At 73.9% G+C, this 8,178-nt stretch carries 7 protein-coding genes; 2 read left to right on the top strand and 5 right to left on the bottom strand.

What is annotated here, in order from left to right:
• Positions 1-62: 62 nt before the first annotated feature.
• The 3 genes from IQ251_RS02395 to IQ251_RS02385 form a co-directional block, all read right to left on the bottom strand.
• On the bottom strand, positions 63-1,208 hold the full coding sequence (locus IQ251_RS02395) for a thiolase family protein (protein ID WP_193926735.1): 1,146 nt from the start codon (positions 1,206-1,208) through the stop codon (positions 63-65).
• A 109-nt stretch (positions 1,209-1,317) separates the two neighbouring features.
• Positions 1,318-2,832 (bottom strand): class I adenylate-forming enzyme family protein, encoded by a 1,515-nt coding sequence (locus tag IQ251_RS02390; protein ID WP_370591157.1) that lies wholly within the window; start codon positions 2,830-2,832, stop codon positions 1,318-1,320.
• 77 nt (positions 2,833-2,909) lie between these two features.
• Positions 2,910-3,434 (bottom strand): DoxX family protein, encoded by a 525-nt coding sequence (locus IQ251_RS02385; protein WP_193926746.1) that lies wholly within the window; start codon positions 3,432-3,434, stop codon positions 2,910-2,912.
• 250 nt (positions 3,435-3,684) lie between these two features.
• Between IQ251_RS02385 and IQ251_RS02380 the strand changes: the two genes are divergently transcribed.
• Both IQ251_RS02380 and IQ251_RS02375 read left to right on the top strand, forming a co-directional pair.
• Positions 3,685-4,458 carry an enoyl-CoA hydratase/isomerase family protein gene (locus tag IQ251_RS02380; RefSeq protein WP_193926734.1) on the top strand — a complete coding sequence of 258 codons (774 nt, stop codon included), beginning with the start codon at positions 3,685-3,687 and terminating at the stop codon, positions 4,456-4,458.
• A gap of 36 nt (positions 4,459-4,494) precedes the next feature.
• The gene (locus IQ251_RS02375) at positions 4,495-5,511 is read left to right on the top strand and encodes an LLM class flavin-dependent oxidoreductase (protein WP_193926733.1); all 1,017 of its coding nucleotides are present in this window, start codon (positions 4,495-4,497) and stop codon (positions 5,509-5,511) included.
• A gap of 25 nt (positions 5,512-5,536) precedes the next feature.
• Here IQ251_RS02375 and IQ251_RS02370 read toward each other — a convergent pair whose 3' ends face one another.
• Together IQ251_RS02370 and IQ251_RS02365 are read right to left on the bottom strand one after the other, a co-directional pair.
• Complete coding sequence (locus tag IQ251_RS02370) at positions 5,537-6,934, bottom strand: amidohydrolase family protein (RefSeq protein WP_370591156.1); 1,398 nt, start codon at positions 6,932-6,934, stop codon at positions 5,537-5,539.
• Entirely contained in the window at positions 6,931-8,133 is a 1,203-nt protein-coding gene (locus IQ251_RS02365) for a CoA transferase (RefSeq protein WP_370591155.1), read from the bottom strand. The genes IQ251_RS02370 and IQ251_RS02365 overlap by 4 nt, the downstream gene beginning before the upstream one ends.
• Positions 8,134-8,178 lie beyond the last annotated feature (45 nt).

Here is an 8,178-nt window from a genome sequence, read left to right as displayed (position 1 = left end):
GCCCCCCCGCCCCCCCCACGCCCGGGAACCCGGCGATGCGCAACGTGCGCGCAGCCGGGTCTTCAGCGCAGCCGTTCGATGATCGTGGCGTTCGCCGTGCCGCCGCCCTCGCACATCGTCTGCAGCCCGTAGCGCAGGTCGCGCTGCCGCATCCGGGCCAGCAGCCGCGTCATCAGGATGGCACCGGAACCGCCGAGGGGATGGCCGACCGCGATCGCCCCGCCCAGCGGGTTGACCCGGTCGGGATCGGCGCCCGTCTCCGCGAGCCAGGCCAGCGGGACCGGCGCGAACGCCTCGTTCACCTCGAACACCCCGATGTCGTCGATGGACAGTCCGGCCCTGCGCAGAACCTTCTCCGTCGCGGGGATCGGTCCGGTGAGCATCGTGATCGGGTCCGCTCCGCTGACCGCTCCCGAGTGGTAGCGCGCGATCGGGGTCAGGCCGAGTTCGGCCGCGCGCTCAGCGGTCGTCATCAGCAGCGCGGCCGCGCCGTCGGAGATCTGCGAGGCGTTTCCGGCGTGGATCACGCCGTCCGGTGTGAACGAGGGCTTGAGGGCGGCCAAGGTCTCGGGCGATGTCGACCGCCGCAGCCCTTCGTCCGCGGTGAACGTCGTGCCGTCGAGATCGATGCGCACCAGGTGGTCGTCGAAGATCCCCCCGTCGATCGCCGCGGCGGCCCGGGCGTGCGAGCCTGCGGCGAACTCGTCGAGCCTGCCCCGGCTGAATCCCCACCGCTCGGCGATGAGTTCGGCACCGATCCCCTGGTTGAACTCGAATCCCCCGTAGCGGGCCGACACACCGGGGCCGTAGGGCTGACCGGTGGTCCGCGCCGCGCCGAGCGGCACCCGGCTCATCGTCTCCACCCCACCGGCGACCACGAGGTCGTACTGGCCCGCCAGCACGGCGTGCGCCGCGGAGTCGACGGCCTGCTGGCCGGACCCGCACGCCCGGTTGATCGTCACGCCGGGGACGTGCTCCGGCCATCCGGCCGCGAGCACGGCGGATCTGGCCACGTTGCTGGACTGATCGCCGACCTGGGTCACGCATCCCCACACCACGTCGTCCACCGACGACGGAGACACCCCGGTCCGCGCCACCAGCGCGTTGAGCGTGAGCGCCGACAGGTCCGCTGCGTGGATCCGCGACAGCGCACCGTTCCGCTTGCCGATCGGCGTGCGGACGGCGTCGACGATGACGGCATCCCTCATGCTCGGTCTCCTCTCCACCCGGTTTCCGGTCCCGCCTGCGCAGCGGCTCCGCTGTCCGCCAGTCCTCCGCGCCCCCGGGTCGGCCGGAGCGCACCGGCCCGCCCGGTGCCTACCGCGCCGAATCGGCCCGGGTGAACATCGCCCGCACGTCCGGGCGGCTCACCTTCAGCGACGGCGTCCGCGGCAGCTCGTCGACGAACCGGATCTCGACCGGCAGCTGGTAGCGGGCCACCCGCTGCGCCAGCCACTCCCGGACCTCGGCCGCGTCGGGAGGCGCGATGCCGTCCCGGACCAGCACCGCGACCACCGGGACTTCGCCGAGCCGTTCGTCCGGAATACCGACCACCGAGGCGTCGAGCACCGCCGGATGCCCGCGCACCACGTCCTCCAGCTCGCTCGGCACGACCTTGAAACCGCCCCGGTTGATCGCCTCGTCGACGCGGCCGTGGATGTGCAGGAACCCGTCGGCGTCCAGACTCGCCAGGTCGGTGGTGCGCACCCAATCGTGCCCCGGCAGCTGGTCGCCCTTCGCCTCCAGCGCGCCGACCTCGCCGGTCGGCACGGGCTCACCGGTTCCCGGGTCGACGATGCGCAGCTCGATGCCGGGGAACGGCCTGCCGACGCTGCCCCGCTTCGCGGACCACCACCGCTGGTGCAGGGCCAGGTCCCACCCGGCGATCGCCCCGGCGAACTCCGTCGCGCCGTACACCGACAGCACCGGGATGCCGAAGCGGGCGGTGAACCGGTCGGCGTCGTCCGGGTCCAGCGCGGCGGTGCCGGAGGACACCTGCTCGACGCCGTCGAGGGTGTCCGAGGGCAGGTCGGAGTGCAGCACCATCCGCAGCGCCGCCGGGGCCAGCCGGATCCGCCTCGGCCGCGTCCGCCGCACCAAGGCCGCCCATTCGGCCACGTCGAACCGCTCCAGCAACGCGGTCTGCAATCCGGCCGCGACGTTGGCGATCGCGAAGTACAGCCCGCCGATGTGCACCAGCGACGTCCACAGGATCGCGGGGTGGTCCCGCAACCTGACCTCGGTGGCCGCCACCGGCGTTCCCGATGCCTCGAACGCCGCGGTGAGCTTGTGATAGGTCAGCTCGACCCGCTTCGGCCTGCCGGTCGTCCCGCTGGTCTGCATGAGCACCGCGACGTCGTCGCCCGCCGGCTCGCCGGGCACGACGGGCCAGTCCGCCTCCCGCACCCGCAGCGGCACGTCGTCCTCGCCCGTCTCGACCGGCAGCGCCGCCACCGCCGCGGCCGCGTCCGAGAACCCCGCCCTCGCCCAGTCCTCGGCATCGGCGACGAGCACGTGCGGGGCGGTCGCCGCGATGTCCTCGGCCAACGCGAGATCGCCGTGGAACGGGCTCAGCGTCACGACCTGGCGACCGGTGGCGATCACCGCCACCAGCGCGGCCAGCTGCCCGGGGCGATTGCGCAGGACGACACCGATGCGCTGCGCACCGGGCGTTCCCGCCTCGGTGAGCAGCCGGTCCAGGTCCTCGACGGCGCGACGCAGGAACGCCCACGGGTAGCAGCGGTCTTCGAAGGTCAGCGCGGTCGCCTCGGGAACGGCGGAGACCACCCTGCGCAGCCGGGACGGGAGTGGTCGGTCATCAGCAGTCAGCACGCTGCGTCCTCCGGTACGGGCCGTGGAATCCGGCGATCGGCTGGATATCGGTACTCGACTTCCGGCGGAGGCCCCGGTCACCCGCCGGCACCGACCTGGTTCGCCTCGCCGTCGTCCTGCGGGGGCCGCCAGCAGGCGGCCAGGTGCGCGGCCGCGGCCGCGGTCCCGAGCCCGGCGGCGAGCGCGGCCCGCCGCCTGCCGGACAACAGCTCGTCGACGCCGAGCGCGCGGTCCACGCTGAACCGGCCCGCTCCGAGCGCGGCCAGCGCGACCGATGCCGCACCGAGGTGCAGAACGTACTCGTACCCCTCGGCGGTGATGAAGAATCCGTTGGGCAGGTGCACCGAGCGAGCGGCGACCCCCATCGTCGCGACCACCGCCGAGGCCGCCACCGGCGTCGCCGCACCGGCCGCGAGCGCCGCGCCCGCTGCGATCTCGACGACGGCGCTGGCGACGGCCTGCTGCCGAGGCCGCCGGAACCCGATCGAGCCGAACCAGCCCGCCGTACCGTCGAGAGTGCGGCCGTGCCGCACTCCGTGCGCGATCATCGTGCCACCGATCGCGGCGCGCAGCGCTCCGCTCGCCACGTCCTTCCCGCTCATCGCCCCTCCCGGGTTCGGGGTCCGTTTGAGTACACTGATTGGCCATGCCACCCGAAACGCCGATCAGCCAACCGCGACCTGCGCAGCACCGACGACCACTCCGAAGGAGCGCGGGACGTGGATTCACTCCGGTCGGTGCCCGGGAGGCCGATCCGGCGAGCCATCGACAAGCCAGCTTCCGTCATGTAATTCGTTATACTCTACTCAGGAACCGGGAGGAAGAGCCCGCGCCCACCCACGGAGCCGCCGCATGGAACCGAAGACCGTCCTGTTCGACGTGACCGACCACGTCGCCACCATCACCCTGAACCGGCCGGAAGCCATGAACAGCTTCAACCAGGACATGCTCGACGACTTCGACCTCATCTGGCACCGGGTCAAGACCGACGACGACGTGCGCGTCGTCGTGCTGCGCGGGGCGGGCGAGCGCGCGTTCTGCACCGGGGTCGACGTCAAGGAGGGCATCGACCGCCACGCGAACGTCTGGACCCGGACCGACCCGGGCGAGCACCTCTCACCCAAGCTCAACCAGGTGTGGAAACCGCTGGTCTGCGCGGTGCACGGGATGGCGGCCGGCGGCGCCTTCTACTGGCTCAACGAGGCCGACATCGTCATCTGCTCCGCGGACGCCACGTTCTTCGACCCGCACGTCAGCTACGGGCTCACCGCCTCGCTCGAACCGATCGGGCTCGCCCGGCGCATCCCGCTCGGCGAAACGCTGCGCATCGCGCTGCTCGGGCTCGACGAGCGGATGTCCGCGCAGCGTGCCGAGCAGATCGGCCTGGTCAGCGAGGTGCTGCCCGGCGAGCGGCTGCGGGAGCGCGCCGACGAGATCGCCGGGATCATCGCCGCCAAACCGCCCGCGGCGGTCCAGGGAACCGTCCGCGCCATCTGGGAATCCCTGGACACCACCCGCACCCAGGCGCTGCGCACCGGGCTGTCCTACACCCAGCTCGGCAACCCGATCGCCCAGGAGCAGATCGATCGTTCGGCGGTGCGCGCACCGCAGTGGCGACTGCGCTGATCCCGTCCCGAGCACGACACCCGCACGGAGGTTGCGATGAGGTTCGGTATGCCGTGGCCCGGCGCCGAGATCGCCGGTGAAGCCGAGGAGGCCGGTGCCGGCGCGTTCTGCGTCGGGGATTTCGTCGACCACGACCCGTACACGACCCTGGCCGAGATCGTCGCCAACACCGACCGCGCGCTGGTCGGTCCGGCCATCGCCTACGCGTTCTCCCGCACGCCCTACGCGCACGCCACCGCGATGCGCCAGCTGCACGCGACGGCTCCGGACCGGCTGTTCCTGGGGCTGGGCACCGGGGCGTTCCGCATCAACCGGGACTGGTTCGGGGTGCCCGCGGACCGGCCGGCCGCGCGCATCGCGGAGACCGCCGGTGCCGTTCGCGCCTGGCTGCGCGCGGAGAACGGCGCGAAGGTCCGTTACTCCGGCGAGTTCTACGAGATCGACGCCGACGTCCGGGCCCCGGTGCTCGGGCGGCTCGACATCCCGGTGCTGCTGGCGGCGTTCAACACGGGCATGGCCACCACCGCCGGCCGGGTCGGCGACGGCGTGATCGGGCACGGGTTGTTCACCCGCTCCTGGTGGAACGACGTGGTGCGCCCGGCCGCGGAACGCGGCGCGACCGAACGAGGCGCGGCGGAGCGCGCCGCGCGCCCGGCCGAGCACGGCTGGATCATCACCGCCGTCGACGACTCCGCTCCCGAGCGCGCGATCGCCGACGCCCGCCGCATGGTCGCCTTCTACCTCACCGTCAAGACCTACGACCCGTACGTGGAGCACCACGGATGGCAGGAACCCGTCGCGCGGCTGCGGGAAGCGTTCCGCAGCGGGGACACCGACGCGATGGCCGCCTCCGTCACCGACGACATGCTCACCGAGATCGCCGTCTGCGGAACGACTTCCGACGCCAAGGCCGCGCTCGCCGCGCGTTCCGGTGCGCTGCCCGCCGACGTCGGCTACTTCGCGCCGCCGAGCTTCCTGGTGGGCCGCAAGCGCCGCGCCGCCTACGCCCGGTCCAGCCTCGCCCTCATCGACCTCGTGGCAGCGGATTCCTGACGGGGCCCGTGGCCCGCGACGCCGGTCACGACCCGGACACCAGGCGCCCTCCGATGACCGTGGCGCGGACCAGGTCCGCCGACGGGGTGGCCAACGCCTCGGCCAGCGGGCCGCGCAGCAGGACCAGATCGGCGGGCGTCCCGGTGCGGATCCGCCGGACCGGGCCGCCGGGATCGTCGGGGGCGCTGAGATAACCGGCCAAGGCGCGACCGGCGTCGACGCGCTCGGCCGGACCGGCGATCCGACCCGCCGGGGTCCGGCGCCGGACCGCGGCCGCGATCACCCGCCACGGGTCGTGCGGGCCGTAGGGCGCGTCGCTGGACGCCGCGACCTGGACGCCCGCGCCGATCAGCGAGCGCATCCGGTAGAGGTCCGGGTGCTCGTCGCCGGGGACCTCGCGCAGGTAGTCATCACCCCGGTGGGCCAGGAATCCCGGCTGGGTCACGACGCGCAGGCCGAGCTCGGCGATCCGGGGCACCAGTTCGGCCGGGACCAGCGCCGCGTGTTCGACGCGGTCGCCGGAGCGGGTCCCGGTTTCGGCGAACGCGGCCAGCAGCAGGACCAGCGCCGTGCGCGTCACGCAGTGCACGGCGACCGACCTGCCCGCACCGTGCGCGGCGCGGATGCGCTCGGTCAGCTCGACGAACGGGGGGAGGCCGGAGTCGGCGAGCACGATCTTGTGCGGGCCAGTGCGCGGACCCGCCGGAACGCGATGGCCGAGCGGCACGCCCAGCAGCCGGACCCGTTGCGGCAGCGAGCAGGCCCCCATGGCATCGGTGATCGCGCGGATCGCGGTCGCGTCGAGATCCGGAGTCGCGTCGGTGACGGACGTGATGCCCAGCCGTGCCAGCCGCGTGCCGATCTCGGCGAGGTCGGGTGGGCCGGACGGCGCCAGCCGCTCGCGCAGCCAGCCGTCGGCGCGCCAGAGCCGCCCGGTGGGACGGCCCGCGTCATCGCGTTCGATGCCGGGGCAGTCGCCGGCGGCGAGGCCCAATGTCCTGGCCGCCGCCCGGTTGACCACCCACAGCGCGCCGCTGCGGTGCTGCACCCGCACCGGCCGCGCCGAGTGCAGCCGGTCCAGGGCGGCACCGTCGAGCGGTCCGGCGACCGACTCGTGGTAGCCGACGGCGCGTATCCAGCCGTGCTCGTCCGGGCGGGCGCGCGCCAGCACTTCGGCCAGTTCCGCCCGGTTCGCCACCTCTGGTGGGCCGCACGGTACCGAGCGGTGGTGCGCGGCGAGCGCGTGCAGATGCAGGTGGTGATCGCAGAGCCCCGGCAGCAGCGCGCCACCGCGCGCGTCGAGCACCGCCTCCCCCGGCGCGCGGGCCAGGGCCGGGCCCATCTCGGCCACCGCGGTACCGGCGACCCGGACGTCCACCCGCGCACCGTCGACGGCGGCATCGCGCAGCAGCAGCCCGGTCACGAGACCGCCAGTTCGCGCAGCACTTCCGCGGTGTGCGCACCGCTGGCCGCCGCCGAACCGTCCACCGCCCTGCGGCGCGGAGCAACCACCGGAACGCCGCCGCCGGTCACCCATCGACCGCCGGACCGGCACGTGCGCGCAGCGGGCAATCCGGTGTCCATAGTGGACGACACGACGTCGGACATGGCCAGGTCATAGAGCGCGCCGCGGCCACCCTCCGGTTCCGAGAGCGCGAGTTCGGCCGCGACGATCCCGGTGAGCGGATCCGCGATGGCGTCGCCGACGAAGCACGGAACGCCGCGCTCGTCGACGGCCACCAGTCCGCTCGCCGCGGCCACGTCGTCGCCGAATCCGACCCGGTCGTCACCCCTGCCGTAGGCGGTCACCGACACCCAGATCGTGCCCGCCTCGGCGGCGGCCGCCGCGTCGAGCCCGAAGCGCTCCAACGCGCGCGGCCGCGAGGCTTCGACGACGATGTCCGCGGTCTCCACCAGGCGCGCCAGTGCCCGGCGCTGCCCCGGCTCGTCCGGATCGAGCACCACCGACCGGTTGCCCGCGTGCAGCAGCCGGTAGAACTCCGCGTCGCCGCCGCGCGCGCCGTCGGGCCGCGACGGCGTCTCCACCTTGACCACGTCGGCTCCCAGCAGCCCCAGCAGGTGCGCGCACAACGGTCCGGCCCACAACGCACTGAAGTCCAGCACGCGCAATCCGGACACCGCACGGGCCCGCCCGGGGGTCGGCAGGTCCGCGGGAGCCCCCGGTTCTCGGACCGCGCCCGCCGCGACACCGAGCAGCGCGGCACGTTCGGTCAACTCCTCGCCGGAGCGGCCGCGCAGCCATTCCGCCACCGCAGGCCAGGGATCATCGGACACCTCGGCCTCGATCAGCGCGCCGAGCAGCGCCGGGTCGTCCGGCCGGGCGCAGGAGACCGCGGCCCAGCCATCGCCGGTCGGCAGCATCCGGCAACCACCCCCGACCGAAACGGCACCGCGCCTGCCGCGACCGGTGAACGCCGCCCGCTCGGCCAGCAACCGCCGGCCGTCGACCGGCAGGCCGCAACGATCGGCCACCTCCCGCGCCGCGGTGGCCGCGCGGCCGGGCGGGATCAGCGGCGCCCCCGCCGGATCCCCGGTCAGCGCCACCACCCCGCTGTGGGCCCAGTCCGCCTCCGCGTCGGGCGCGAACGGTTCAATCGCCACGCGCGCGATGGTACCCTCGAATCCGTTGTGGACGATCCGCACATC

It is taken from the genome of Saccharopolyspora montiporae, from assembly GCF_015209505.1.
Classification (GTDB): domain Bacteria; phylum Actinomycetota; class Actinomycetes; order Mycobacteriales; family Pseudonocardiaceae; genus Saccharopolyspora; species Saccharopolyspora montiporae.
Note: the sequence above shows the minus strand (reverse complement) of the source record. Positions and strands in the feature narration are given on the sequence as shown.